Raw genomic sequence first — 26,405 nt, 5'->3', positions numbered from 1 at the left:
ATCCAATTCTCAGACCTTCATTAGTCTGTTGAAATTGGGTCAGTGCTACTTTTTTAGGCGAAAAATTTAACAGGTCTTTTGCAATTTCCTCAATATTGAATACGATCATCCAGACCCTTTATGTTTAATTGTAAAGCTCTTGGATCATCCCAAGAAAGGATGTTATGAAGCAGGCTGTTGATGATTCATCGGTTTCTTTGTCACCCCATCACGCCGACCCATCCGCTCGCCGCCAGCGCTGGCTTGGGATTGCGGCCATGTTGCTTTCGGCGATCGCTTTTGGCTGGTTGGGAGTATTTGCGCGACTAGCCTATGATGACGGATCTGAACCGATCACGGTGTTATGTTTGCGCTTCAGCATTGCCGCTGTGGTCATGGTTGGTATTCTGCGCGTTCGTGGTGAGCAGCTCCCGCGTGGGAAGCTGCTGCTTGGCTTGATCCTGCTTGGTGGAATCGGCTATGTCGCCCAGTCGATGGCCTATTTTGTTGCGCTCACCATGGCCTCGGCTGGCCTAGTCGCGGTGTTGCTCTATCTCTATCCTGGTCTGGTTACCTTAATCTCGGTTGTATTTTTTAAGGAACGACTGACCCCACGTATGGTGCTGGCACTCGTGTTGGCATTGGCAGGCTCGGCCTTGGCAATCGGGCCGATTGGTGGTGGTAAGCCGCTAGGCATCGTTTTCGCAATCAGCGGAGCGGTGATCTATGCTATCTATATCACGGCGGGGAGCCGAATTACCGCGCAGGCCGGAGCCATTCCTTCATCGACGGTAATTATGAGTGCGGCGGCGGTGGTGTATATTGGGATTATGCTTGCCCGTGGCCCCGTGTGGCCAGCAACGAGCGCTGGCTGGTTAGCAATCGTTGGCATTGCCCTGATTTCCACCGTGCTGGCGATTGTTATGTTTTTTGTTGGTCTCGAACGGATTGGCCCGACTGCGGGATCGACGATCTCAGCATTGGAACCTTTGGTATCAGTCGGAGCTGCGGTCGTCGTTTTGCACGAACCGATTAGCTTCTGGCAACTTGGCGGTGGCTTGCTCATTCTTATAGCTGTCGTCTTGCTAGCACGCCATTCGTGAGCAGCGTGAAGCTGATCGTCATCAGTGCTGGGCTAGGTTGCCATCTTAAGTAACCTGCGTATAATGCAAACGCTGATCATCGGTTCGATGATCGTTAATTTGAACATTTCAAGGATGAGGTATGGCTCAGACATCACTCGAACAAACTGACTTGTCGCCACGTCGCGAGGCCTTACAACTCTGGATTCCCTTGGGGATTGTGCTGCTTTTGACGATTGTGACAGCCTTCTTTTTAACTGGCCAGTATCAAATTGCTGCTGGCAAGGGCATTGTGCAAGGCTTGGGCGAGCCGTTACCAATTTCGTCATCGGCGCATTTAATTGTTGTGCCATGGTTTTTTGATTGGCAAGATCCCTTTTTTCAAACCCAAACCTTTGATGTTGCCCTGCATATGGGCACATTAATTGCTTTGCTGTTGTTTTTTTGGCGCGATTGGTTGAATTTGCTGCTGCATATGCATCAACCTCGTAGCCAACAAGGGCGCATGTTTTGGTTTATTGTGCTGGCATCAATTCCAGCTGGAATTGTGGGTTTGCTCTTAGATAGTTTGGCGGAAGAGTATTTTCTTGATAAATATTTAGTGATTGCTGGCACGATGAGCATCATGGGGGTTGTGCTCTACATCGCTGACCGTTTTGCGCCGCGCCGTTATGAACTGAGCGACCTAACGTGGAAACATGCTTTGTTGGTTGGTTGCGCTCAAGCCTTGGCCTTAATTCCTGGGGTTTCACGCTCTGGCAGCACCATGACTATGGGTCGAGCTTTGGGTTTTACCCGCGAAACCGCCGCACGTTTCTCGTTTTTGATGGCAATTCCAATCACCTTTGGGGCTGGTGTGCTCAAATTGCGCGATATTGATAGCTCGCAATTGACTGCACCCTTTTGGCTTGGAATTAGCGTCTCATTTGTGGTGGGAGCATTAGCGGTTGGCTTTTTGCTACGCTATGTTCGTACCAACTCGTTTTTGCCGTTTATTATTTACCGCCTGGTAATTGCAGCGGTGATTGTGGCCGTCTATCTCGCCCGCTAACTGTTCTGGCGCAATCCGTGCAGGAGGAAGCATGATTTGTAGCGCGTGCCAAGCCAACGTTCGGGATACAGCCCAGCATTGCACTGTCTGTGGTGCAAAAATTAATCAGCCAAGTGCCGCAACTGGACCATTGCCGCAAGCCAAAGTAGCCAAGCCACGGCGGCGCTGGGTGAAATCGTGGTGGAGCTTTATGCTGGGCGTTTTAAGCACAGGCTTGATCTTGCCGCTCGTCGGCATTATCGCTTTATGGATTTTTGGTGGCACGAATGCGGCTCGCACCCCATCGCCAGTGCCCGATGAACGCCCTGATATCAGCGTTGATATTGATCACAGCTATATCGAACAGGCGATTGCTACCAACCCCGATTTTCAAAATCCCCAAGTGATTTTGGGTAACCACCCCAAGGGCGGAGTGGCAATGACCGTCACGTTAGGCTATCCGTTGCCCTTAGTTGGTGTGCAAGATATTCAAGCCCGCACTCAAATTGCCGCGATCGATGGCAAATTGGTGGTAACAACCGAAAACGTTGGTCTAGGCGAAAATGGTCGGCTGAGTATCCCAGGTTCGGTCATTGAAAATATGCTTAGCTCAACCCTCAACGAGGAGATTGATAAACGCCTGCGTTCAAATCCGCAGCTGGAGATCGCGATTATCAACACAAGCACCAGCAATCAAGTCTTGCGGGTGGCGGCAATTATCACCACCAAACCAAAGTAAAACCCTTCTCCCACAAGCGAGAGAAGGGTTTGCTTGGCAAGTCTGGTTATTCGGTAACCTCAACCTCAATTAAAAAGAGTTGGTTGGGGTCAGTATTCTCAAAGCCACGCTGGTAAGCTAAGGCAAAACTGCCTGAGCCAACTTCGACTGCTTGGAAATAGAAGGTTTCAGTGCCGCCAGAGCCTGGTTTCGGATTAGGGTCTGAGGATTGAAATTGCGCTGCGCCTTGTTGCTGCAATAGTTTGCCAGCATCAGGGCCAGTGCTCCAAGCAAAGCCCGTGCTGGGATTGCTTTCCAGCACAATTTCGATGATTTCGCCTTTTTTCAGGGTAATTTTGCTATTGTTATCTTGCATGGTCAATCGTTTGACGCTGGCATCGCTGCTTGCTTGATTTTGGCTGGTTGGGCGACATTCGCCACGCTGAAAGGCCCATTCTTCACATTCGCTGCCATCGGGAAAACCACAAAAACCCGTTTGATTGCCAGCAGCATCTTGGCGAATGCTGTGAGTACCGCCGTTTTGAGTACAAAATGCTGAAGCAGGATTGGCCATATTGGCCGCAGGCACAGCGGTTGGCTGATTCGCGCCACAAGCGATCAAGAGGCTTGCACACAGCCCAAGTCCCAAACCGAGAATTGATTGACGGATCATGTATTTTAGCTCCATTGCCAGATTTCCACGGGAGAACGTTCTCGTTGTTTGCAATTGCACTAGCCTAACGTGCTAGCTAGCTAGATTGTTCCCAATCTGGTAACGGCATGGTGAGCATTAATCTTGGGCGATAATCCAAGCCCATTGTTCGGGGCTGCATGGCACAACCGAAAGCCGCGATTGGCGTACCAAGGCCCAATCGGCCAAGCTTGGCTCGGCTTTGATCTGAGCCAAACTTACCGGCTGAGCAAGCGGACCAACTGGCTCAATTTCTACTACTACATGCTTGGGATTTTCGCTGTTGGGGTCGGGGTAGGCGGTGCGGCTAACTCGTGCAATGCCAACAGCTGCCCGTACATCGCCACTATGATAGATCAAACATTGGTCATCAAGCTGCATGGCCCGGAGATTAATTAAGGCTTGGGCGTTGGTTACTCCATTCCAAACCGTCGAACCATCGCGCAGCAAATCATCCCAACTAAACTCGTTTGGCTCAGTTTTGAGCAACCAAAAAGCCATTCGTATGCTCCTTAACTCAAAAGCACGGATGGCAACAACCACCCGTGCTCAAACCTGTGGTTAATCAGACTTACTTATCGTTTTCAGCGACTTTGTTCCAATCCAAGACTTCCCACCAGGTTTTGATGTAGTCGGGGCGGCGGTTTTGGTAGCGCAAGTAGTATGCGTGTTCCCAAACATCCAAGCCCAACAAGGGAGTTTGGCCTTCCATAACTGGTGAATCTTGGTTGGCGGTGCTGGTTACGGCCAATTTGCCTTCGCTGGTGCGCACCAACCAAGCCCAGCCTGAGCCGAAGCGAGTGGTTGCAGCCTTAGCAAATTGTTCCTTGAAGGCATCGAGTGAGCCAAAGGTGGCGTTGATTTCATCGCCAAGTTTGCCTGTTGGTTCACCGCCGCCGTTTGGGCTGAGGATGTTCCAGAACAAGCTGTGGTTAGCGTGGCCGCCGCCGTTATTGCGCACAGCAGTGCGAATATCTTCGGGCAAGCTGTTCAAATCGCTGATCAACTCGTGCAATGATTTGCTTTGCAATTCGGGATATTTTTCCAAGGCAGCGTTGAGGTTATTCACGTAGGCAGCGTGGTGCTTGCCATGGTGAATTTCCATGGTTTGCGCATCGATTGCTTTTTCTAAGGCATCGGTTGCATAGGGCAACGCTGGCAGTTCAAAAGCCATTGTATGGACTCCTTTTGATCTCAAGGATGCGACTTTGCACGCATCAACACACGGTTCCCACTTCTATTGTAGCAGAAGTTGGGCCATGCTTGATGCACAATCTTGGGCACATTTGGAATCATAGGGATTGCCAGATTAGTTACCGAAACCGCAAAGAACGCGAAGATCGCGAAGGCTGGAGATCGGGAATCACACAACTTTAGGTTCATCAGGCAACCACTGCAAATCAACAATTGAACTTTAGGGGGTGCAGGGGGATGAAAACCCACTGTGTTTCCCTCCGGCGGAGGGACGGAAGGGTGGCGAAACGAGGAGCTAGAGAACCGATATCATGGCTCAAAGAGAAGATCGTGAAATAACCAATTGGCTAAAATGTGTTAAGCTTAATCTCAACGATGATTAATCCCATGCAATCCCAATTGCTACCACAATAGATTTAGGAACTTCATGAGCGAACAACGCCGTTTTTCCAAGCCCGAGGTGATGAGTCCGGCGGGCTATTGGCCGCAGTTGCATGCCGCAATCGAAGCAGGTGCAGATGCGGTTTATTTTGGTTTGAAGCATTTTACCGCCCGCGCTAAGGTGGGCTTTACCTTGAGCGAATTACCCGAAGTAATGCGTACCCTGCATCAACGCGGTGTGCGTGGGTTTGTGACCTTCAATACCTTGGTGTTTGAACACGAACTGCGCGAAGCCACCCGCTCGTTGGCGGCGATTGCCGAGGCTGGAGCCGATGCGGTGATTGTGCAAGATATTGGTATTGCCCAACTTGCCCGCCAAATTGCCCCCGAAATGGAAGTGCATGGCAGCACCCAAATGAGCATCACTAGCGCCGAGGGTGTTGAATTAGCCCGTCGTTTTGGGGCTAATCGGGTGGTTTTAGCTCGTGAATTATCGCTGGCTGAAATTGCCGCAATTCGCCAAGCCACCGATTGCGAGCTAGAAATGTTTGTCCATGGAGCCTTGTGTGTCTCGTATTCTGGCCAATGTTTCTCCTCGGAAGCCTGGGGCGGGCGCAGTGCCAATCGCGGCCAATGTGCTCAAGCCTGTCGTTTGCCCTACCAATTGTTGGTTGATGGTAAACACAAACCCTTGGCCGATGCCCGTTATTTGCTCTCACCCGGCGATTTATATGCCGTGCCCTTGATGCACGATATTATCAAATTGGGTATTTCGTCGCTGAAGATCGAAGGCCGCTACAAAGATGCCGATTATGTGGCCTTGACCACTAGCGCCTATCGCAAGGCGGTTGATGAGGCTTGGGCTGGCTTGCCCTTGAGCATCACGCCTGCCGAAGAGTTGCAATTAGAGCAAGTCTATTCACGCGGCTTGGGCACATTTTTCATTGGCGGAACCAATCATCAAACCGTGGTCAATGGCCGTGCACCGCGTCACCGTGGCGTATTAATTGGCTATGTCAGCGATATCTATGGCGAACGGATTGTGCTCAAGCCCCACGAAAATCACGTGATTGCTCCACTCAAGGCTGGCGATGGCGTGGTATTTGATGCCGCCAACTGGCGCAGCCCTGAAGAACGTGAAGAAGGCGGGCGAATTTATGGAATCGAAGCCTTGCCAACCGGCGAAATTGAATTACGCTTCGGCCCGCAAGCAATCAAGCCCAATCGGATTCGCATCGGCGATTTGATTTGGCGTAGCCACGACCCTGAGCTTGATCGCGCTGCCAAGCCATTTTTAGAGGCCGCCGCGCCTGTCGCCAAACAACCATTGCAACTGCATGTGGTTGCCCACGAAGGCCAGCCTTTACAATTAACCTGGACGGTCAGCAATTATCCTCAATTCAGCGTAACCGTGCAATCACCTGAGCCATTGCCACGCTCGCAAAATCGCGGCTTGACCAACGAATTTCTGTTTGATCAAGCCAGCCGTTTGGGCAACACCGCCTATAGTTTGGCCGAAATGAGCATCGATATTAGCGGTCAGCCGTTTGTGCCAAGCTCGTTGCTGAATAACCTGCGCCGCCAAGCGATCGAGCAACTTAGTGCCTTGCAAGCCGCCGCGCCAATCCGCCAAATCCAAGCGCCACTTGAGGTTTTGGCCCAAGCACAACAAGCGGTTCAAGCAGCACCAAACCCAAGCAATGCTCCCCAATTGCATATTTTGGTGCGCACGCCTGAGCAATTGCAAGCAGCAATCGCCGCCAAACCTGCCAGCATCACCCTCGATTATTTGGAATTGTATGGGTTGAAGCCAGCGGTCGAATTAGTCCAATCGCATGGAATTACGGTGCGTGTCGCTAGCCCACGGGTGCTCAAACCCAGCGAGCAACGGATTATCCACTTTTTGCTCAAGCTTGGTTGCGAAATTGTGGTACGTTCAACGGGCTTGCTCGAAGCCTTGCGCCAGGAGCAACACCCCGCCTTGATTGGCGATTTTAGCCTGAATGCCGCCAATAGCATTACTGCCAACACCCTGCTCGAATTAGGCCTAGAGCGGATTACGCCGACCCACGATTTGAATGCGGCCCAAGTGACGGCTTTGGCTCAGCAATTGGGCAGTGCAGCAGTTGAAGTGATCGCCTATCAACATTTGCCTGTATTCCATACCGAGCACTGTGTGTTTTGCCGCTTCCTCTCAAATGGCACGAGCTTCAAAGATTGCGGCCATCCCTGCGAGAAGCATCGGGTGGAGTTGCGTGATCTGAATGGGCGGGCGCATCCGGTGATGGCCGACGTGGGCTGTCGCAATACGGTTTTTGGGGCTGAAGCTCAAACTGCCGTGGAGCATCTTGATGCCTGGCGAGCCGCCGGAATCGTGCATTATCGCTTGGAATTTGTGCACGAAACGGCTGAACAAGTAGCCGCGATCATCGCAGCCTTTGATCGCACCTTGCAAGGCCAGCAACCAAGCAGTGTTTTGGCCGAGCAATTGCGCAATGCAGCGCCGCAGGGTATCACCCAAGGCAGCTTGTTTATTCCCAACGATTATCTGCGCGTACCGTTGATGCAGTAGTTTGCGAGGGGGCAGGGGGCTAGTTGGCAGGGGGCAGAAAAAGTAGCGCTAATTCTCAATTTCTGACCCCTAGTCCCTGAAGGTAATAGTTCATTGGGGTAACAACCAATTGTACCGTACCCTCACCCCCAGCCCCTCTCCCACTGCGGTTGGCGAGGGGAGTTCCAAGCTTCATGGTGGGATGGTTCCCCCTCGCCTCGCATGCGGGAGAGGGGGCTAGGGGGTGAGGGCATGCTGGCCGTTGTTCATGCAATAAACCATTACACCAGAATCCTAGCCCCACGTCACAAATAGCGCTCGAAAAACCCGGCGACTCGTTTAACATAAGCTGGGCGATCAGCGAAATAGGCTCCGCAATGTGGCAGATCTTCAACGATCCACAGTTCTTTTGGACCTTGGGCGGCGGCATATAAATCGTAGGCATCGACCACTGGAATCACCGTATCGCCCGTGCAATGAATAACCAGCAATGGCCGTTGCCCATAGCGAATCAAGGCCTCGATTGGCCGCACCGCTTCGAAGCGATAACCATAGCGTTGAGCAGTAATCTGGTCAGCTAAAGCTCGCAGTGGGCGACGTGGCAAACGCCGATTGGCAAAAGCAAAATCAACTAAATTGGCCATTTCGGCAAAGCTGCTATCAGCAACTACCGCCTTAACCGCAGGCTGATCGGCGCTGCCCAACAGGCTGACTGCTGCGCCCATCGAGTAGCCAATCACCCCAATTTGCGCTTCAGGCAAGCGTGATTCAACATATTTGATCGCGCCATGCAAATCGCCAACCTCGTGATAGGCCAGCGAACAAATCGAATCATCGCTATCGCCGCGCCCACGAAAATCGAAAATTAATACATTCATGCCTGCTCGCCACAAGCCTGAACCAATGCCGAGCAACTCGTCTTTGCGACCGCGATGGCCATGGCAGCCAATCACGACGCGTTTGCTTTCAGGGCGACCAAGCCACCACGCGCGAATTTGCAAGCCATCGACCGAATTAAAACTGACTTCTTCCCAATCGACCCCGGTTTCAAATGGCGTAAAAGCAAACAGCGTTTCACGTTTGAGCGCGGCAGTTGGGCCACTTAAACGATGGGCGGCATAGGCCGCGATGCCAGCAAGCGCACTAGCGGCGGCACTCAGTCCCGCCCCAACCAAAAATTTACGTTTCATACTTACTCGATACTAAAAACCATCTCAACATCACCAATCCGAATACGGTCACCAGGCCGCAGATGGTGCGGTTGATAGGCAGTCATCGGCACACCATTGATGCTTGTGCCATTGATGCTGCCCAAATCAATTAATAAATGATGATCACCCTGTTGTTCGATGACAGCATGGCGACGCGAGGCCACGCCTCGATCATGCTCAGCCAAATCGATCTCAGGATGATGATTTTGTGCTGGATCACGCCGCCCAATGCGGCAAGGAAAGTGGGTTAATGCCAATTCCCAAACCGCACGGGGCGAGGTAATCACTAGCTTTGGCACAGCCCGTTTGATTGCCGCGCCACAACCAGCACAAAACCGCGCATTAGGTTTATTCATACGGCCACACTGATCACAAATTGGGCCATTGGCCTGTGGCGGTGGCGACCACGCTGGGGTCTGGACTGGCGGTGCCCACGATGGTGGGGCTGGCTGTGGCACAGGTTGTGGCATTGGCTGCTGATACTGTGGCGGATTAGGATTACCCCATGCTGGCGCAGGATTTGGGTTCGGATTACCCCATGCTGGCGCAGGATTTGGATTGGGATTGCCCCATGCTGGCGCAGGATTTGGGTTCGGATTGTTAAAGACAGGGGCTGGCGTGGGCAACATGGTCGGATCATCACGCTTATCGGGCACAATCACCCCGCGATCAACCGCCAACAATGCTTGCTCAAACGAAGCCATCGTCTGAAAGCGCTTCTCGCGATCCATCGCCATCGATCGAATAATCACCTGCTCCATCTCCGGCGTAACCGATTGATTATGTTTAATCAGCGAGCCATCTTTGGGCGTTTGCAGCGGCACAGGCGGCAGATTGGTCAACATATGCAGCAAGGTTGCGCCCAAGGCATAAATATCGGCTCGCGCATCAGTTTGACCCTTACCATATTGCTCAGGCGGCGCATAGCCAGCCGAACCCATGGCCACTGTATCTTTACTTTTATTGGTTTTGTAGGTTCGCGCCACCCCAAAATCGATCAGCTTAATAATGCCTTCAGGCGTAAGCATCACATTCGGCGGCTTCATATCGCGAAAAATAATTGGGGGATTTTGGCTATGCAAATAATTGAGCACCCGCGCAATCTGCACGCCCCAATTTAGCACATCACGTTGAAAAAATGGCGCATTCATTTCACGCTGCTTATCTTCGAGCGTTTTGCCTTGGACAAATTCCATCACCAGCGTGGGGCGACCAGCCTGCTCAAATGAATCGACGACTTTGGGCAAGTTGGGATGATCGAGCGTTTGCAATAATTGCGCTTCTTGGTCAAAGAGCTTGCGATTTTCGGCAATTTCCTCGGGAGCGGCCTCGGCTGGTGGGCGCATCTCTTTAACCGCCCAGGTTGAGCCATCGCTGAGGCGTTCGCCGCGATAGACCGCGCCCATGCCCCCGCGCCCGATGATGCCGAGAATCCGATATTGATCGTGTTGTCCTTGAAGGATCGTGCCATCAGGCAGCAAATCAGCAAACACAGTTTCCCCCGCCGCTACATGATTGCGTAGCCTGTATTATCAACGATTGATACGCCAAAAGTCAAAGGGTAGTGGCAACCATTAATCAACAATTAAGCAAACATGCGCAAATTGGCTGCAAAAAAATCACGCCAAATTGCATCTATACCTAGTACAGGCTGTGCTTGACAATCCTTGGTAGGATAAGACTTAACTCCTAGCATTCCACCAAGCCACTCCAACTATACCACTCTCTGTTGCCAGTTAGTTCTTTGGGGAGTTGTAATGTCTCATTTAATCCTAATCGCGATTGGCCCAGTTCAAGATTTCATCGCCAGCGCTCGCCGCACCCGCGACCTCTGGTTTGGTTCGTGGCTACTCAGCGAGTTGTCCAAAGCGGTGGCAAAAAGCGTTTATCAAGCTAAAGGTAATTTGATCTTTCCCTATCCAACCGATCCAGCCCAAGATTTAGCGCCAAACAGCGCTTTCAATGTGCCCAACAAAATTTTGGCCAAGGTAGAGGGCGATGTCAAAATGATTGCCGATGCCGCCAAACAAGCCTTAGATACTCGTGTAAATGAGATTCGCGATGGCGCGTTTGCAAAAGTAACTGGTGTGTTTGATCAAACCCGAGCCAAAGCTCAAATTGCTGCTTTGATTGAATTTAGTTGGGTTGCATTGCATTTAGCAAGTGATGATGTGTATTGTGCAACCCGCGAGCAGCTTGAACACCTGATGGCAGCTCGCAAAAATACCCGTAATTTTAGCGCGGTGACGTGGGGCACAAACGCTCCAAAATCTTCAATCGATGGCGAACGTGAATCGGTGATTGATAACCGTGAGCTAAAAGGCCAAGAATTAACCATGTACCGCGAGTATGGAATCAATATTGGTGAGCATTTATCAGGCGTTGATATTCTCAAACGGCATGGTCAAAAAGGTGTCGATTCAAGGTTTCCAAGCACCTCACATATAGCTGCGACACCTGTTTTTAATTATCTAACCTTACTAGATCAAAGTGAGAAAAATCCTAAAGCTGTTACTAGGTTATGGAAGGATTATATTTGTGCATTAAAATTACTCGAATCGGCCAAAGAATATATTCAAAACGAAAAAACACCGATATACCATGATATTTTTGAGTATTATGACGGCTCACTTCTCTTTGCCGAGCGTTTCAATGATGCCTTAGTAGGAGAAGATCTTAAAAAGGCTCAAAAATATCTGCAAGATTTCTTAAAACCATTTCTAGATACTACAATTCCCATTCCCTACTATGCCATTCTGCATGCTGATGGCGATGCTATGGGAAGATTTATTAATACCGCCCATGGGATGGATGAACATCAAGGTATTTCCGAAAAATTAACTAGATTTGCGGGAAATGTTAAGTCGATCGTCGAAAACCATCAAGGAGCCTTAGTCTATTCGGGCGGGGATGATGTTTTAGCATTTTTACCACTAACGAGTAGTCACGTAATTCAAGAAGGTAATAATAAACGTTTAGCCACAGTCTTTGATTGTGCCGCTGATTTAGCCACTGCTTTTAAACAGGCGCTTGTTGACCCAATGGTATCACTCTCGGTCGGCATTGCAATTGTCCATCACCTCGAACCATTATCCGATGCCTTAGATTTAGCGCGTAAAGCTGAGCAGCAAGCCAAAGGCATAAAAGGCAAAAATGCGTTGGCAATCAACCTCAGCAAACGTGGCGGTGCAGATCGAATTATCGCCGGATCGTGGGCTAAACCTGAAGGTCAGTTTTCGTTATATGAGCGGCTGACGCGCCTAATCGAGTTACATCAATATGATCAAATTCCCCTTGGTTTTGCCTTTGAACTGCATGATTTATCTATTCGATTAAAAGACTTGCCCGCCAGTATTCTCCGCGCCGAAGCCAAACGCATCATTGAGCGCAAGTATACGAGTAACGGTAAAAAAGTTGAGGACGATATTGCCGAGCAGTTACTCAAAATGATTGATGATTTGTTATTAGATCAAACTACCAAGCCTCATTCCATTATTCAACAATTTGCTGATGAAGTCATTATTGCCGAATTTATTGCTGAAGCACAAAAGCTCGCCAATGGAAATTAATCCAACAAGTTTTCGGAGGATTGCTATGACTACACGCCGCGAACGTTCTAAGCAAAAGCAACAAACCAAAAAGCAAAACAGCACCAATACTCAATTCGTTGAGCAAACTTCAGCAGCGCTAGGCAGCGATCAAGCAGCTGAATTAATAAGTGAGCCTGCTAAACCAATTCAAGTTGAGGCAAACTCATATCAACCAACCAAAGCTGAAACTACAACTCAGCAAGCGTGGCTCATCGAGCCGCGTGACCCCTTGATTGTGCGCGATGGCCGACCATTTAACAATACGCCTGGCGCACGTGCCTATACCCAGTCGTTCCCGCCGCCATCAGTTTTGGCTGGGGTTATTCGCTCCCAAACTGCCTATGCTTCAAACCTTCGATTTAACAAAGATCCTAAGTTTAATCAAGCGCAGGGAAATAAATTACAGCCAATTCAAATTTATGGGCCAGTCTTAGTTGAATTGCTAGAACCAAACGAAACCAAAGATAGCCTGAGATTCTTATGCCCTGCACCTGCCGATGCACTGTTGTTTGAGCCTGAATCAAAAACCGAAGCAAAAGCATCCGACGATCAACCAGCAGAACCCACAACATCTGTGCCTTGGCTCCGCCGCTTAGTGCCAATTCTGGCTCCTGCGGGGTTTGTCAGCGATTTTAATGAACTTGGCTTGGTTGGTTCAGGCGAGGTTGATCGGCGTAAGCCCGCCAAAGAGCAACCGCAATTTTGGTATTGGGAACATTTTCTGCAATGGTTGCAAGATCCAGAAGCATTGATTGATCAAACCCAAACTTCCTTAGTGCAAAAAAGTACTGACTTGGGAATTAAAGGCTTGCCAATTGATCAACGGACGCATGTTGAAATTCAGCCTAATACTCAACAAGCTGAAGATGGGCATTTGTTTCAAACTCGTGGTCTAAGCTTTACCCAAGCCAACGAGCAACAATTGGCCAAAGCGCAGCGTTTGGCCTTATATGTGAGCACTGATTACCGCGATACAACTGGTTTAAGCATTCCACAACCAAGCATTGCACCCTTGGGCGGCGAGCGCCGTTTGGCTCGTTGGGAGCCAACTGAGCATCCATTGCCAGCATGCGATCAAGTTATCGTTGATGCAATCGTAAAAGATCAAGCATGCCGCGTGATTTTGCTCACCCCAGCGATGTTTGAAAAGGGCTATCGCCCAACTTGGCTATGCCGCGAGGTTGATGGGGTGCAGCCAACGCTTGAAGCAATCGCGATCAAGCGTGCTCAAGCTATTTCAGGCTGGGATTTAGCAATTCATAAGCCTAAACCAACTCGCCGCCTAGCTCCTGCTGGTACGGTCTTGTTCCTCTCGCTAGTAGGCGAAAAACCTGCGATTGAAGTTTGGATAACCAAGTTTTGGATGCAGTGCATAAGCGATGCAGAGCAAGATCGCCGCGATGGCTTTGGGTTAGCAGTGCTCGGAGCTTGGGATGGGACGTTCGCTGAAATTAAGGGAGTAACCAAATGAATCGTAAACCAACTATTTCTGCACCAGATCCTATAGAGTATCAAGCACCAAATGAATTTACCATTGGCGGGCAAACCTATATCACCGAAACCCGCAGCTACAAGCTGATCACCCCATTGTTTGGTGGCGGGGTTGAAGCTGGGGTGAATGACCCAATCACGCGAATTCGGGCCAGTGGCATTCGCGGCCAACTGCGTTTTTGGTGGCGTGCTATCCGTGGTGGAAGTACCGATCCAAATTTTACCGATTCTCAACGGCTTGATGATATGCGGCAACGAGAAGCCGAGATTTGGGGTAGTGCCAGCACTTCGTCCTCTTCTGAAAAGAAAAAGGTGAATCAAGATTCTAGTAATCTAGTAGATGATCAAAATCAAGAAAATAATAAATTAAAAAATATCATTCCTATTCAAATCTCAGTTGAGATAATTTCTGATGGGGAGGAGCAGAAACCCTATGAAATTAGAATGACAAAAGGGAAATTTAATGCATATGGGCTATCTGAAGTTGCTCATGAATATGCATCTTTCCCAATTAAACCTGACAGGGAAACCGTAAAAAAATATGGAATGCAAACCCCCATCAAAACCATTCGTAACGAGGTCATATTTAACCTAAAGATTACTTATCACAAAGGCATTAAAATTGAAGTTGATGCTACACTCTGGGCTTGGGAAACTTTTGGGGGCATTGGAGGTAGAACAAGAAGAGGTTTTGGTTCTGTTACTCGATGCGATAATAAAGAACATCCGAAAAATGCCAACAATTTTAAGTCTTGGCTGTTAGGAAATTATACAAAATACTATAAAAACACTTATTTTCATCCTGATCTACCAATTTTAGGAGATATAAGTAATAGTAATCGATTTAAGATCTTTTATAAAACAGGAAAACAAGGTTTATTTGGAATGTGGAGGGATTTGATAGAAAAATTAAAATATTTTCGGCAAGCAAAAAATACTAATGGAACAAGTCTTTGGCCTGAACCAAATCAGATTCGTAGAATTACAAAACAACATCTTAAGCATCATAATCCAGATAATGTTCAAGCAAGTCCGCAGTATAAGATAATCAAGGCATTCCCTCGTGCTCAGTTTGGATTACCAATCATTTTTCAGTTTAAAGGTAATAGATATGGATCTAATCGGAAAGATTTAGATCCTCGTCCTACAACTCTTGGATTAGTAAATCCCAATGATTCAACAAAAGATAATGAGCGTTTAGCCAGCCCACTTATCTTAAAAACCTTCCAATGTGCAAATGGAGACCTTATTGGCTTAGCATTTATTTTATCAGGAACCGAATTATCTCCAAAAATGAAGTTATCACTGAAGGCTAGTGTCCACCCTATATCTCCGAAACCAGAGGATCTTAGGTTTTTATTGAGAGCTGATGAAGTTCTTAATATAAATTCAATATCTGTAGAAGGGAATATCCTTGAAGCATTTTTAGCCTATCTTAAGGAAAAAATGCCGAAATAATCTACTGTTACTAGGTAAAAAATACTGTTCTCAAAGCATTTTTAGCGTATCTTGCGAAGGAGCTACGATAATGACCACCAAACTCGTTTTTGTCCATGCACTTTCACCACTTCATGCTGGCACTGGCCAAGGCGCTGGAGTTATCGATTTGCCGATTGCCCGCGAAAAAGCCACCAATTTGCCCTATTTGCCTGGCTCATCGCTCAAAGGCCCATTGCGCGATAGTTACAATGGCGCTCGTAAAGATGAAATCTTTGGAACAGCATCAGATAACGCCACTGGTAATGCAGGCTTTGTGCAATTTTCTGATCTGCGCTTGTTGTGCATGCCGGTGCGCAGTTTGTATGGCACCTTCGCATGGGTTACCTCGCCCTACATTCTCAATCGCCTTGCCCGCGAAATCAAAAATCTTGTGGCTGAAAACATCCCACCAAGCTGGATCAAAAATCCTGATGGCGATCAATGTCTTGTTGCTACAAAATCAGCACTTAAATCAAACTTACCAAAATCAGAAAAGCACAAGGACATTTATTTAGAAGATTTGGATTTTGAATCTCAATCGGATCAAGCTGAGCTAGTGACCCAATGGGCTGATTGGCTCAAAGCGCGCATTTTTGATGATTCACCAGACTGGCAAACGATGTTTGTTGAGCGTTTCTGCATCGTCAATGATGATGTGTTTAGTTTTCTTTTGAATACTGCCACCGAAATAACCGCCCGCATTCGGCTCAACGATGAAACCAAAACAGTTGCTGATGGCCAACTTTGGTATGAAGAAGCCTTACCTGCTGAATCGATTTTGACTGGCTTGATGTTGATTGCTCCACCAGCCTCAAAAACAGACTTAGGAGAAAGCATCAATGCCGAGCTACCCCGACTGTGGCAAAAACCAATTCAGCTTGGAGGCAAGGCAACCGTCGGGCGCGGAATTTGTCGCGTGATTGTGAAATAGGAGCAGCATAATGAGTAACCCAGTCTTTCAAACTCGTGATCAAGATTATGCAAAATCGGCTCATGGTCATATTGAAATAGTTTTACAAAAATATCCTGAGTTAGATATTAGATCAAAGGGAGAAAAGGTTAGGCAAATCGCCATAGAACACCAAACCAGTCGCAATGTATATGGCTCGATGGCGCATAAATTACCAATCTTAATTAGAAGTGCTGGTTTAGTTCAAGCTTTAGCATTCGCCCAATCACGCGACAAGCCAGAGATCAACCTATTTCTAAAGCATCTTGCCATAACCATTGGCTTTACCTGTAAAGCTCAAGAGTTTGCTGCTAACATCGCTAAATTAGAACTAGCCGATTATATGTATCGTACCCAGCAAATCTTAGATGCATTACTTTGGTACAAGCGTTTTGCCCAAAGCATTCTTGATATTAAGTCAACTGATTCAATTCAATAAGCATCGAGGTATTTATGAATAGTCGGCGTGATAGGCTAAATAACGTCACAGTAGACAACGTAGCCCATGCAGGCTTATGGCTTGACCGCTATTTGCCCCAACAGCCCGATCCTGAAAATAAAGCAAATCAGCAACGTCCGAATAATGCACTAGGCCGAGGATCTACAGTTAAACCTGATGAATGCACATCAGATAATCCATTAACTGAACATTTTTGTAGAGGTTCGCAGATTGCCAGAAAAGAACCAGTATTAAACCTCTATCGAGCATTTTTTACCCGTTGGTTGAACACGTTAAAGGAGATTCCCGATATTTGTTTATTGAAGGCGAAAGTCGAGGGTCGTATGGTCGTAGGGCTGGGAGCCGAGAGTGTGCTCGAAAACTCAATCGCCTTGCAGCGCACCTATGGCTTGCCTTACATTCCAGGCAGTGGCTTGAAAGGCTTGGCCTCAAGTTTTGCCCATCAACGCCTTGGTCAAGGCATAGCTGAAGATGGCGCTACACCAAAGTGGGCCAAAGGCGGCGAATTTCATCGCGAATTATTTGGCACAACCGAGCTAAGTGGCTGTGTCAGCTTTTACGATGCCTTGTATATTCCTGGTACGGCCCAAGCTGGCGGTCCCTTACATTCCGATGTGATTACTGTACATCATCCTACGTATTATCAAGGCAATTCAACCCCGCCAGCCGACTGGGATAGTCCAACGATTATTCCGTTTCTGAGCGCAACTGGTCACTATTTAGTGGCACTCAGCGGAGACCCTAATTGGTGTAATGCCGCCCGCACCTTGCTCGCTAATGGCCTTACGCATATGGGCATTGGAGCCAAAACATCAAGTGGCTATGGTCGGATGGAGCTTGGGGAAATGTGTAAGAGCGAGCAACAAATCGAAGCCCTACTTCAACGTTTGAATAAAAAATAAGAGCGATTTTAATGATGAATTGAAAAGGTTCTTCATTAATTTTTATTTTCACTTAAGGAGTCATCGATGAAAATTCTTTTATCCCTAGTTGGGGCACAACCTTTGCCGAACCTTATTCCTATCTATCACCTCGAACCAGATTTAGCATTGCTTATTTATACTGATGGAACAGTTAAAAAAGCTCATAATACGGCAGCACTTCTAAAGTCAAAAAATATTGAAACTGAAATTATATGTACAGATTCTTACGATATCCCAAAGATTACCCGACAGATAGAGGAAAGTATTGCTAATCTGAAAGAAGGTAATGAGCTTTACTTTAATGTTACTGGTGGAACAAAACCGATGTCATTTGCTGCTTCCCAAGTGGCACGGAAATTTAACTTTCCTGTGGTTTATCTTGAGAGCGAAGCAGGCAAAAGTAAATTGTATACATATGATTGGAAAGATTTTGAATTTCATCTAGTACAAGAAACTTCTATACCACCTTGTATAACCCTAGAGGATTGGCTAGATGTTCAGTTAGGTTTAGGAAATTGGTCTATCGAGCAAGCAAAAGAGCCTTTTGAACAAGCAGTTATAGATATATTGGAAGAAAATAATATCGAAATTTTATCAGCTGTACGGTCTTTCTCAGGGCAGATAGATTTAGATGTCATTTATCGTAGGGGTAATCATTTTGGAATTATTGAAGTGAAATTTGGAGAAAAAGGTAAGAAAATTGAAGGTATAAGACAACTTAATACAACAGGTTTACACTTAGGTATTTATTCGAATAAAATACTGATTATTACGGAAAACCCCGGGAAATCCCAATTAGCCCTTGCAGATGCATCAAATGTACAAATTCTTTCAGTTAATTTTGATGGCTCTACTATAGATGAAGATTCTAAAGCAAAAATATTAAATATTATTAAGTGATACTATTCGAGTAGAATTTAACAAAGGAACAGCTATGCTTCTGATTAACTTTGCCCATCCATTGACTGATAAACAGTTTGCACAAGTTGTAGCGCTTGTCGATGAAACCCCCGAAATTCGCTTTGTCGATACCCAAGTTAGCCGCATGCGGCCTTTGGCTGAGGTCGCTTACGATTTGATTGAAAGCGTTGGCTTAAAAACCGCCGATTGGCAAACCATCCCAATTATTATCAATCCGCCAGGCTTGGCTCCATTGGCCTTGGCGGTCATCGCTGAGTTGCATGGGCGCTCCGGCTATTTTATGCCAATCATCAATATGCGCCCTATTCCTAATACCACTCCAACCGTTTTTGAGGTAGGCGAGATTTGCAATTTGGATGCAATCCGTCAAGTCGCCCGCACTCGCCGGATTCCCAAACTGTAGCTGATTGGTTGAATTCCCTCACCCCCAACCCCTCTCCCACTGCGGCGGGCGAGGGGCTTTTGGATATGTAGTAGGCTAGAAGAACAGGGAACAATATTACAGTTAATCTAGCTAAACCGCCCGACGTACACCGTGGTTGTGTATAAAAAGGCCACTTTGCCTGCAACCTGATGCTCTTTCCAAGCCTCAATCAGGCCTTGGCGTAGCAGTTGATAATTGGGTTGTTCAGGCGTGGGCGTGTACGACGAGGAAAATGCCCGACCCAACAAGCCAGCTTGATCAAAATATTGGGCGTTTTGGGCGGTGTAGCAAGCTGGTTGGTTGCCAAAGAAATCGGCAATCCGTTGCGGTTCGATGTTGGTATGTTTGACGGTGGCATAATCACTGCCAAATTGGTGTAATAGTGCTTCGTATTGCTGTAAAAACGCTGTGCCATCAAGCGAACGTTGGTTCCAAATTAAGCCTACCCAGCCCTCAGGTCGTAAAATTCGTTGCCATTCGCGGCGGGTTGCTTGTGGTTCGAACCAGTGAAATGCTTGAGCCGCCGTGATCCAATTGACGCTCTGATCGGCCAAACCAGTGGTTTCGGCACTGCCATCAACAGCTTGAAATGTGGGATAACGCTCGGTAAGTTGCAAGCTGGCTTCACGCATCGGTGCGTTGGGTTCAATTGCATAGACAGTTGCCCCATGCTGGAGCAGTTGCTCACTCCAAATCCCCGTGCCCGCTCCAATATCGGCCACGACTGAGTTTTGGCCAAAGCCATGGTGTTGTTGCAAGGGCACGAATATTTCGCTAGGGTAATTTGGGCGAAACTGTACATAATCGGCCACCCGATTGCTGAATCGCTGACGATTATCGATCATTGAGCTACTCCTTCAAGCACATGCTATGAGCGAAAGCTATACCACCATTCAAAAATCAAGGCGACCAAGGCCAAACCAACCAGCAGCGGCCATAATGGCGTGCCTTGAGGCGGCAAGCGATCGCCCTCAGGTTGCGGGCTTTGGCTAATCATTGGTTGGGTTTGTTGTTGCAGATTTGACTCTTGTGGATCACCAAAGTTGACTGCAATCCCGCCACGATTACTCCCAACGACCCGATACAAACCCGCTTGATTCAGGCGCTGATCGAGTGCTTGAGCCTCGCCATCAGGGCGGGTTAGCGGTGTGTTGGGGGCAAAACTGCCCGCCGCCAGTTGCTCAGGCAGTGATCCGCCTGTTAAGTTGGCGATGCTAGCCGCTGTTAATAAGGGAAAGGCCAATTTTGCACTGAGGTTAGCATTATCCAAATTAAACAGCCAAACGATGGTGGCATGCTCTTGCCACGTGCCACGCAGCACCAAGGGCGACTGAGTATCAGTTTCGATCACACTATTCAAGCCTGCTGGAATCTCATCACGGTTGATCGGGCGACGACCACCCCATTGCACACTCGAAAGGTCGATACCAGCAAAATCGGCATCCAAGACAGCGCTGCTAGCCTGCTCACCTAAAACACTGTCTTGGGTTGGCAAGCGTGGGTCGCTCGGCGGATTGACAATCAACAATGCGCTGGTTGGCAATTGCTGCGGTAAAACTCCATTCAACACGGTCAAATCTACCCGTTGGTTGCTGACGGTTGAGCCAACGCTTAGCTCGATATTCGGCAAACTGCGCAGCATGCGTTCCAGTGGCGAGGGCGTTAATGTGGCCAAATGAACTCGCAACGAGCCAGAGCGACTGAGTGCAAGCACCGCCCGATCGTCAAGCGTATAACCATCGTTAGGGCTAAGCTCCAATTCGGCCAGCTCGCCGTTGGCTACTTCCCAAGTGCGCTCCTCGCTGCCACCAGGCTGAATCACCAGATTTTGCTCCGATTCAACCTCGCCATCAACCAAAAGAGTCAAGGTGCGGGCAGCGGGCAAATCACTAAAATTGGTCACACGGGCATACAGGGCATTGCGTTGGTTGGGCAAGCGGCGGCTAGCAAAATTAACAATGCCACTGTTAGCGGTGCTTTCGCCCAGCATGCGCCACTCTAATTCGGCGGCAACCGATAATGGCGTGCTGTTGGCAGGCAAAGCGCCATCGCTCAGCACAATCAACTGGTTTTGGCGATCGTTGGCGAGGGTGGCATTGGCAATGCTCAGCGATTGGGCCAAGTTAGCATTATTACCAGCGGGAGCCAGCTCGGCCACAATTTGGCGTAGTTGTTGGCGTTCAGCATAACCACCATAACCAAGTAAACGAGCTTCATGATTTAGCTCAACAATCGCCAGGCTATCATCACGTCCCAAATCATTAATCAAATCATCGGTTTGTTGTTGAGCTTGGGTAAATGAGCGATTGGCGGCCATGCTAGAGGTAGTGTCGAGAATAATCACGAGGTGGCGCGGCGCAGCGGCTCCAAAAATCCAAGCAGGTTGGGCTAGGCTCAAGGCCAAACAAGTAGCGACCAGCAAATGCAAAGCCAACAGCAAGGTTAAGGGCAAGGTGCGTTGTTGGCGCTCAGGTGGTGGGGTTAATGCCGCCCACAGCCGAATCGTCGGAATGCGTACCCGTTGGCGGCGCTGACGCACCATATGCAATACCACGATGATCGGCAAGGCAATTAAGCCAATTAAACCCAATGGCACAAGCAAATTCATCTGGCTCGCTGCCTCACAACCATCTCAGCCGAGGCCCAGATGCTTGCGCTGAATGAACAAACAGCATGGCTTGCACCATGCTGTCGTATTATAACGAGCTTTTGGGTCGCGTTGGAAGCGAAGAATCAAAATAATGTTGCGACACCAGGAAAGCTAGCGTTGGGGTAACTCGTTCATAAAGGTATGTTGCTGCTCATCGATTGCTTGTTGCAATTGATTGCGCGAGAGCATGCCCGAAAGCACCAACAACTCACCAACCTGGAAATTCTGGCCGCGTACCTTCAAATCGGCTTGACGGGCAATTACTTGATTCAGCTGCGTCCGCGTGATCAGGCCTTGCTCAATCAAATGTTCGCCCAGTCGATTGATTGTGCTGGCGTGGCCACCCTGAGCACGCGCCATTTTTTGCACTTCCAAAACCTTGCCGAGCGCTTGGGTGGTGAGCCAACGCCGCCGCAACAAAATATCGCCGAGCGGCACGATGCGGCCATAACGCGCTTCTTGGGCCTGCTCGCTTAAAGCAGCATCAAGTTGGATTTGCTTAATAAACTTTTGCTCAACCAAATATTCGCCCAAACGCTTAACCACTGCGACTGATTTTTCAACCGGCGGAGTTGGTGGCGTTTGATCAACAACGACTTGCAAGCGCAAAAACTCTAAGCCCATGAGCGCGGCTTCATTGGTTGGCTCAAGTTCAAGCACCCGTTGCAAACAATCGCGGCGTTTTTCTGGCTCCTCCAAAACCCCGCTGAGCCAGAGCCACGCTGGCGCAAAATCGGGGTCTTCATGAATAATTGAAATTAATAAGCTGCGCCCCTCCTCCTTCCGGCCAGTGCTTATGGCGGCACGGGCATGGGCAAAAAGCGTTTCGATGCTCACAGAATGTCCTTTCAAGCTTAGCCTTTAGCCAATGCTTGGGCAGCAACCAACAGTGGGTCCCACACCGATGAAAATGGGGGTGCATAACTCAGGTCTTGCCAAGCAAACTCATCTACCGTCATTCTTCCCGCGAGTGCCACCGCTACCACATCAACCCGCTTTGCTACATCGTCGTAGCCAATAATTTGGCCACCCAACAATGTGCCGTCGGCTGCATCAGCAACCAACTTAACCGTTATTGGCCGAGCATTGGGGTAGTACCCCGCATGATCGGTTGAATGGATGATTTTGCTACGAACATGGTAGCCATGGCGGAGAGCTTGCTCAACACTTAATCCAGTTGCGGCAATATGTAAATCAGCAAATTTGGTGACTGCTGTGCCCACAACTCCGCGAAATGGGCGCTCGTGGCCTGCGAGATAGGCTCCAAGCGTCCGACCTTGTTTATTAGCAGTCGTGCCCAGTGGTAAATACACGGGCTTATTCAGAATTCGATGATCAACGGTACTGCAATCGCCAGCGGCATACACCCTATCGACGCTAGTACGGCCTAATTGGTCGATTTTGATTGCACCATAATCGCCAAGCTCAGCGCCACAACTTTGCGCTAATTCGCTATTTGGCTGCACTCCAGTCGCGATAATCACCAATTCGGCAGGGATATCGCGACCTCCAGCAACCACATGGGTTACTTTATCGGCCTTACCTTCGAGGCCTTCCAAGCCACAACCAAGCGCCAATTGCACGCCCGCAGCTTCAAGTCGGCTGATAATCTGGCTGCTCATATCATTATCAAGTGAGCTTAACACGGTTTTGCTGCGATTGACCAAGGTTACGCCAATCCCACGATCGAGCAAGGCCTCGGCCATTTCTAGCCCAATATAGCCAGCGCCAACCACGACCGCCTGTTTTGGTTGCTGTTGGCTAATGTAGGTTTGAATTGCTAAACCATCATGCATTGAGCGTAACCGAAAGACCCCCTGTAGTTCAATCCCTCGTACTGGTGGACAATTGACCCTTGCGCCAGTTGCGATCACCAAACGATCAAAATGATCGTGGAACGTACTATTGTTAGCCAAATCGCGCACAGTCACTCGCCCTGCCGCCACATCAAGATCGATTACTTCATGTTCGGTTTTGACGGTTACGCCATCGCGAGCAAATTGGGCTGGAGTGCGGGCAATTAAGGCTTGATAATCAGCCACTGCTCCGCTAATCAAATAGGGCAACCCACAAGCAGAGTAGGAAACATGGGCTTCGCGGCCATACACGCAAATATCTAAATCGGGATTTGTGCGTTTGGCCTTGGCAGCAGCACTCGTTCCGGCGGCGACGGCTCCAATCACGATCACCCGTTCGCTAGCCATTCCAGGCTCCTTTAGCTATGCTACTATTTGGACAGATTGTCACTAGTATGAGAGCTTAATTATGCCACCAAGCCCTAGCAAGAATCAACCACGTTTGCCAGCCCAACCGAATCGCTTGGGTGCTTGGTTGGTTTATCGGGCCTTGATTCGGCCTGCATTGCGCAAAACCTTTGATCAAGTATTGCTGAATGTTGGGTCAACCGCTGACATTTTGCGTAGTCGCGAGCCAATTTTGGCCTATGTAACCCATACAAGCTGGTGGGATGGGCATTTGGCGTTCGAGCTATTTCGTTCTATCTACCTACGCCGCCACTATTTAATGATGGAAGAAGCCCAGTTGGCCCGCTATTTCTTCTTTCGTTGGTGCGGCTGTTTCTCGGTTAATCGCCAAGAACCACGCGAAGCCTTGCGCTCAATTCGCTACGCCAGCAGCCTGCTCCAACAAAAACAGTCTTTAGTTTGGATCTTTCCGCAGGGTCAGATTATACCGCCAGATCGTCGTCCGCTCCAACTTTTTCGTGGGGTTGCCGATATTGCTACTCGCACAGGAAATTTGTGGTGTTTGCCAATCGCCTTGCGCTACGAATTTGCTGGCGAACAACGGCCAGTTGCCTTAATTCGGTGCGGCGAGCCAACCTGGATTGATGCCGACACCACCCGTGAACAGCTGCAACCGCAATTAGCAACCAACCTAACTCGTGCCGCCGATCAACTACGTGACGATTGGAATCAGCAAGAACTTGCCAACTTTCAGCCAATTTTGCAGGGCACTGCCTCAGTCAATCGCCGCTTTGATCACATTTTAGGGCCGATTGTGCGTTGGTGGCAGCAATAACCAACATTTGGGGAGCAGATTGATCCACAAAGGACACGAAGGACACAAAGCGCAGAGCAGCCTAAAAACATAAGCAAGGCCCCTCGCCTGCCGCAGCGGGAGAGGGGTTGGGGTGAGGGCATTTAAAGCTTCCAAACCTCTTTAATCAATTGTGGCAACACCGCATCAGCGCTGCCTGCCAACGAAAAAGTCGCAATTCCCCGCAACGGCATATCAGGGTTAATTTCAATCACCGTTTTTTTGCGCCGCAAGGCTCGATGTGGCAACGAAGCAATTGGCTCAACAAGCGCCGATGTGCCAATCACCAAAGCCACATCGCTTGTATCAAACGCAGCTTTGGCCGCTTGCAAAATTGCTGCATCCAACAATTCGCCAAACCAAACAATATCAGGCCGCAACGGCGTACCACACTTAGGGCAAATTGGCTGCTCAGGATTCCAGGTTTCAACCAAGTTGCCTTCGCGCGAACAGATTGTTCGAGCCAAACTGCCATGCACCTCGTAAACCTGGCTTGAGCCAGCCCGTTGATGCAAACTATCAATATTTTGAGTAAATAGCTTAAATTGCCCAACTAGTTGCTCTAGCTGGGCAAGTGCATAATGACCAGCATTTGGCTGAGCCTGCTCACACTGGCGTTTCATGGCTTGATACACCTGAAAAACCCCAACTGGATCACGCTCAAAGCCCGCGAATGTCGCAACTTTATCAGGGTCATAGGCCGTCCAACGGGCATCGGCGGCGGCACTGCGATAGGTCGGTATTCCGCTGGGAGCCGAAATTCCTGAACCTGTCAAAACCACCAACGATTGAGCTTGGCGCAACGTTTGAATTAACTCAGCAGCAAATTGGGCCATGAATTGATCTCCTTATGAGTAATAATCAGAACTATTGTGCTATTTATCAAATGCTAGTACAAATAGTTATTGGCTTTGGGATAATCAAATTTTATTAACGATTTATTATTTGGATAATAATTTGACCAAAAATCTATTGAAATTCGGCTACGAATGTTTTACTATTAATAAGAGAAAGATTTAGAGATAATAATGCTCTTTAGCAACGCTCTACCTTGCATTCGACTACTTGAGCAAATGGGTTGGATTTGTGCCTAGCTGTACGCCTTGGCCTCGCCGCCGTCGGCGAGCAAGTACAAGGTCTTGAGCAAATGGGTTGGATTTGTGCCTAGCTGTACGTGATACCATTCCGTACCGCTATTTTTATTGATTTTTACGCATACCATTCGTGGTATTTGCCATAAACGTCCTATCAATCCTTCGTGCCAAAGGATCGCAGAACATGCAAACCGAACGTGTTAAAAGCCGTGGAGTCTTGCTCAAATTAGCAAGCCATATAGTCCAATTAGCCGTGATTGTTCGCGAAGCTGAAGGCATCAACGATAACGATGCCTACATGGTTGCTGAAGAAATTATCAACCATGTGAGTGCTGCGCATCAAGTACCCAGCCAAGATTGTTGGCCAGTGCAAACCGTTTGTCGTGCTTGGCAAATTGTTGTCCAGCGCCAGCCAGCCTGCCGTTGTGCCGACATGAACAGCGTCGCCGATAAATTGGTAAAGCTCGATTGGGTCGCTGTCAACTAAGTTTTGGCAATTTTCCTCAATTTCGCCGACTCCATGCCAAAAA

24 protein-coding genes are annotated in these 26,405 nt (G+C 48.6%); 14 read left to right on the top strand and 10 right to left on the bottom strand.

Annotation, left to right across the window (positions count from 1 at the left end; translation table 11 throughout):
• The first annotated feature begins 164 nt into the window (after positions 1–164).
• The 3 genes from ABEB26_RS06850 (at position 165) to ABEB26_RS06840 (ending at position 2,830) form a co-directional block, all read left to right on the top strand.
• Positions 165–1,082, top strand: a complete 918-nt coding sequence (locus ABEB26_RS06850) for a DMT family transporter (RefSeq protein WP_345721225.1) — start codon at positions 165–167, stop codon at positions 1,080–1,082.
• Positions 1,083–1,203: 121 nt separating this feature from the next.
• On the top strand, positions 1,204–2,112 hold the full coding sequence (locus ABEB26_RS06845) for an undecaprenyl-diphosphate phosphatase (protein ID WP_345721224.1): 909 nt from the start codon (positions 1,204–1,206) through the stop codon (positions 2,110–2,112).
• A gap of 31 nt (positions 2,113–2,143) precedes the next feature.
• Positions 2,144–2,830: a hypothetical protein gene (locus tag ABEB26_RS06840; RefSeq protein WP_345721222.1), complete on the top strand. Its 687-nt coding sequence runs from the start codon at positions 2,144–2,146 to the stop codon at positions 2,828–2,830.
• A 46-nt stretch (positions 2,831–2,876) separates the two neighbouring features.
• On the opposite strand, the gene ABEB26_RS06835 is transcribed toward ABEB26_RS06840, so the two are convergent.
• The 3 genes from ABEB26_RS06835 to ABEB26_RS06825 all read right to left on the bottom strand — a co-directional run bounded on the left by ABEB26_RS06835 (position 2,877) and on the right by ABEB26_RS06825 (position 4,674).
• Positions 2,877–3,482, bottom strand: coding sequence for a DUF333 domain-containing protein (locus tag ABEB26_RS06835; RefSeq protein WP_345721221.1), 606 nt, complete (start codon positions 3,480–3,482; stop codon positions 2,877–2,879).
• 117 nt (positions 3,483–3,599) lie between these two features.
• Positions 3,600–4,001 (bottom strand): EVE domain-containing protein, encoded by a 402-nt coding sequence (locus ABEB26_RS06830; protein WP_345721220.1) that lies wholly within the window; start codon positions 3,999–4,001, stop codon positions 3,600–3,602.
• 70 nt (positions 4,002–4,071) lie between these two features.
• On the bottom strand, positions 4,072–4,674 hold the full coding sequence (locus tag ABEB26_RS06825; RefSeq protein WP_345721219.1) for a superoxide dismutase: 603 nt from the start codon (positions 4,672–4,674) through the stop codon (positions 4,072–4,074).
• Positions 4,675–5,121: 447 nt separating this feature from the next.
• Between ABEB26_RS06825 and ABEB26_RS06820 the strand changes: the two genes are divergently transcribed.
• Positions 5,122–7,647 (top strand): U32 family peptidase, encoded by a 2,526-nt coding sequence (locus ABEB26_RS06820; protein ID WP_345721218.1) that lies wholly within the window; start codon positions 5,122–5,124, stop codon positions 7,645–7,647.
• Positions 7,648–7,931: 284 nt separating this feature from the next.
• Here the strand turns inward: ABEB26_RS06820 and ABEB26_RS06815 are convergent, their stop codons facing one another.
• Together ABEB26_RS06815 and ABEB26_RS06810 are read right to left on the bottom strand one after the other, a co-directional pair.
• Complete coding sequence (locus ABEB26_RS06815; protein ID WP_345721217.1) at positions 7,932–8,816, bottom strand: alpha/beta hydrolase; 885 nt, start codon at positions 8,814–8,816, stop codon at positions 7,932–7,934.
• Positions 8,817–8,818: 2 nt separating this feature from the next.
• Positions 8,819–10,330, bottom strand: a complete 1,512-nt coding sequence (locus ABEB26_RS06810) for a protein kinase domain-containing protein (protein WP_345721216.1) — start codon at positions 10,328–10,330, stop codon at positions 8,819–8,821.
• A gap of 264 nt (positions 10,331–10,594) precedes the next feature.
• Between ABEB26_RS06810 and cas10 the strand changes: the two genes are divergently transcribed.
• The 8 genes from cas10 (at position 10,595) to csx15 (ending at position 19,053) form a co-directional block, all read left to right on the top strand.
• A complete protein-coding gene (gene cas10, locus ABEB26_RS06805) occupies positions 10,595–12,406 on the top strand; it encodes a type III-B CRISPR-associated protein Cas10/Cmr2 (protein WP_345721214.1) in 1,812 nt (603 codons plus the stop codon).
• A gap of 25 nt (positions 12,407–12,431) precedes the next feature.
• On the top strand, positions 12,432–13,898 hold the full coding sequence (gene cmr3 / locus ABEB26_RS06800) for a type III-B CRISPR module-associated protein Cmr3 (protein ID WP_345721213.1): 1,467 nt from the start codon (positions 12,432–12,434) through the stop codon (positions 13,896–13,898).
• Complete coding sequence (gene cmr1, locus ABEB26_RS06795) at positions 13,895–15,376, top strand: type III-B CRISPR module RAMP protein Cmr1 (RefSeq protein ID WP_345721212.1); 1,482 nt, start codon at positions 13,895–13,897, stop codon at positions 15,374–15,376. Before cmr3 ends, cmr1 begins: the two co-directional genes overlap by 4 nt.
• Positions 15,377–15,446: 70 nt before the next feature.
• Positions 15,447–16,328, top strand: a complete 882-nt coding sequence (cmr4, locus tag ABEB26_RS06790) for a type III-B CRISPR module RAMP protein Cmr4 (protein WP_345721211.1) — start codon at positions 15,447–15,449, stop codon at positions 16,326–16,328.
• A gap of 10 nt (positions 16,329–16,338) precedes the next feature.
• Entirely contained in the window at positions 16,339–16,785 is a 447-nt protein-coding gene (locus ABEB26_RS06785) for a type III-B CRISPR module-associated protein Cmr5 (protein WP_345721210.1), read from the top strand.
• 14 nt (positions 16,786–16,799) lie between these two features.
• Positions 16,800–17,708 carry a type III-B CRISPR module RAMP protein Cmr6 gene (gene cmr6, locus ABEB26_RS06780; RefSeq protein ID WP_345721209.1) on the top strand — a complete coding sequence of 303 codons (909 nt, stop codon included), beginning with the start codon at positions 16,800–16,802 and terminating at the stop codon, positions 17,706–17,708.
• 66 nt (positions 17,709–17,774) lie between these two features.
• Positions 17,775–18,629, top strand: a complete 855-nt coding sequence (locus tag ABEB26_RS06775; RefSeq protein ID WP_345721208.1) for a PDDEXK family nuclease — start codon at positions 17,775–17,777, stop codon at positions 18,627–18,629.
• Between the two features lie 34 nt (positions 18,630–18,663).
• Positions 18,664–19,053, top strand: coding sequence for a CRISPR-associated protein Csx15 (gene csx15 / locus ABEB26_RS06770; protein WP_345721207.1), 390 nt, complete (start codon positions 18,664–18,666; stop codon positions 19,051–19,053).
• A 107-nt stretch (positions 19,054–19,160) separates the two neighbouring features.
• Here the strand turns inward: csx15 and ABEB26_RS06765 are convergent, their stop codons facing one another.
• The 4 genes from ABEB26_RS06765 to ABEB26_RS06750 all read right to left on the bottom strand — a co-directional run bounded on the left by ABEB26_RS06765 (position 19,161) and on the right by ABEB26_RS06750 (position 23,928).
• Positions 19,161–19,919, bottom strand: coding sequence for a class I SAM-dependent methyltransferase (locus ABEB26_RS06765; protein WP_345721206.1), 759 nt, complete (start codon positions 19,917–19,919; stop codon positions 19,161–19,163).
• Between the two features lie 23 nt (positions 19,920–19,942).
• Complete coding sequence (locus tag ABEB26_RS06760) at positions 19,943–21,682, bottom strand: BatA domain-containing protein (RefSeq protein ID WP_345721205.1); 1,740 nt, start codon at positions 21,680–21,682, stop codon at positions 19,943–19,945.
• 153 nt (positions 21,683–21,835) lie between these two features.
• On the bottom strand, positions 21,836–22,561 hold the full coding sequence (locus tag ABEB26_RS06755) for a cyclic di-GMP-binding domain-containing protein, MshE-related (protein WP_345721204.1): 726 nt from the start codon (positions 22,559–22,561) through the stop codon (positions 21,836–21,838).
• Positions 22,562–22,578: 17 nt separating this feature from the next.
• Positions 22,579–23,928, bottom strand: a complete 1,350-nt coding sequence (locus ABEB26_RS06750; protein WP_345721203.1) for a CoA-disulfide reductase — start codon at positions 23,926–23,928, stop codon at positions 22,579–22,581.
• Positions 23,929–23,989: 61 nt separating this feature from the next.
• On the opposite strand from ABEB26_RS06750, the gene ABEB26_RS06745 reads away from it, so the two are divergent.
• Entirely contained in the window at positions 23,990–24,763 is a 774-nt protein-coding gene (locus tag ABEB26_RS06745) for a lysophospholipid acyltransferase family protein (protein ID WP_345721202.1), read from the top strand.
• A 122-nt stretch (positions 24,764–24,885) separates the two neighbouring features.
• Here the strand turns inward: ABEB26_RS06745 and ABEB26_RS06740 are convergent, their stop codons facing one another.
• Complete coding sequence (locus ABEB26_RS06740; protein WP_345721201.1) at positions 24,886–25,617, bottom strand: SIR2 family NAD-dependent protein deacylase; 732 nt, start codon at positions 25,615–25,617, stop codon at positions 24,886–24,888.
• 442 nt (positions 25,618–26,059) lie between these two features.
• Here ABEB26_RS06740 and ABEB26_RS06735 point away from each other — a divergent pair, with 442 nt between their 5' ends.
• Positions 26,060–26,362: a hypothetical protein gene (locus ABEB26_RS06735; RefSeq protein ID WP_012188242.1), complete on the top strand. Its 303-nt coding sequence runs from the start codon at positions 26,060–26,062 to the stop codon at positions 26,360–26,362.
• Positions 26,363–26,405 lie beyond the last annotated feature (43 nt).

Origin of the sequence: Herpetosiphon gulosus (assembly GCF_039545135.1) — a bacterium.
GTDB lineage: Bacteria > Chloroflexota > Chloroflexia > Chloroflexales > Herpetosiphonaceae > Herpetosiphon > Herpetosiphon gulosus.
The sequence above is the reverse complement of the archived record's forward strand: the minus strand, read 5'-3'. Positions and strand labels throughout refer to the sequence as shown.